The sequence below is a fragment of the Chitinophaga sp. GbtcB8 genome (assembly GCF_019091455.1).
Lineage (GTDB): Bacteria > Bacteroidota > Bacteroidia > Chitinophagales > Chitinophagaceae > Chitinophaga.
The window spans coordinates 1-275 of record NZ_JAGXJN010000149.1 but is presented as its reverse complement, the minus strand read 5'-3'; the positions used below and the strand labels follow the sequence as shown (position 1 = coordinate 275).

The window sequence follows — 275 nt, the reverse complement described above, 5'->3', positions numbered from 1 at the left end:
AGTAGTTAGTTCTTCCGAATTCACCACCCCATATTACCAGCCTTTCGTCGAGCAGGCCGCGTTGTTTAAGATCCGTGATCAGCGCTGCGGAAGCACGGTCCACATCCTTAGCCTGGCCGGCCATTTCATTGGGCAGGTTGCCATGCTGATCCCATCCCTGGTGGTACAGTTGGATGAATCGCACACCGCTTTCATAAAGCTTCTTGGACAACAGGCAGTTGGTTGCAAATGTGCCGGGCTCAAGGCAGTCTGACCCATACAGCTTTATGATAGCA

General features: G+C 52.4%; 1 protein-coding gene. It reads right to left on the bottom strand.

All coding sequences use genetic code 11. The features are described 5' to 3' along the window. On the bottom strand, positions 1-211 hold a 211-nt coding region (locus tag KVT36_RS31700; RefSeq protein WP_254640283.1), incomplete at its 3' end, for a DUF1501 domain-containing protein. Between the last annotated feature and the right edge of the window lie 64 nt (positions 212-275).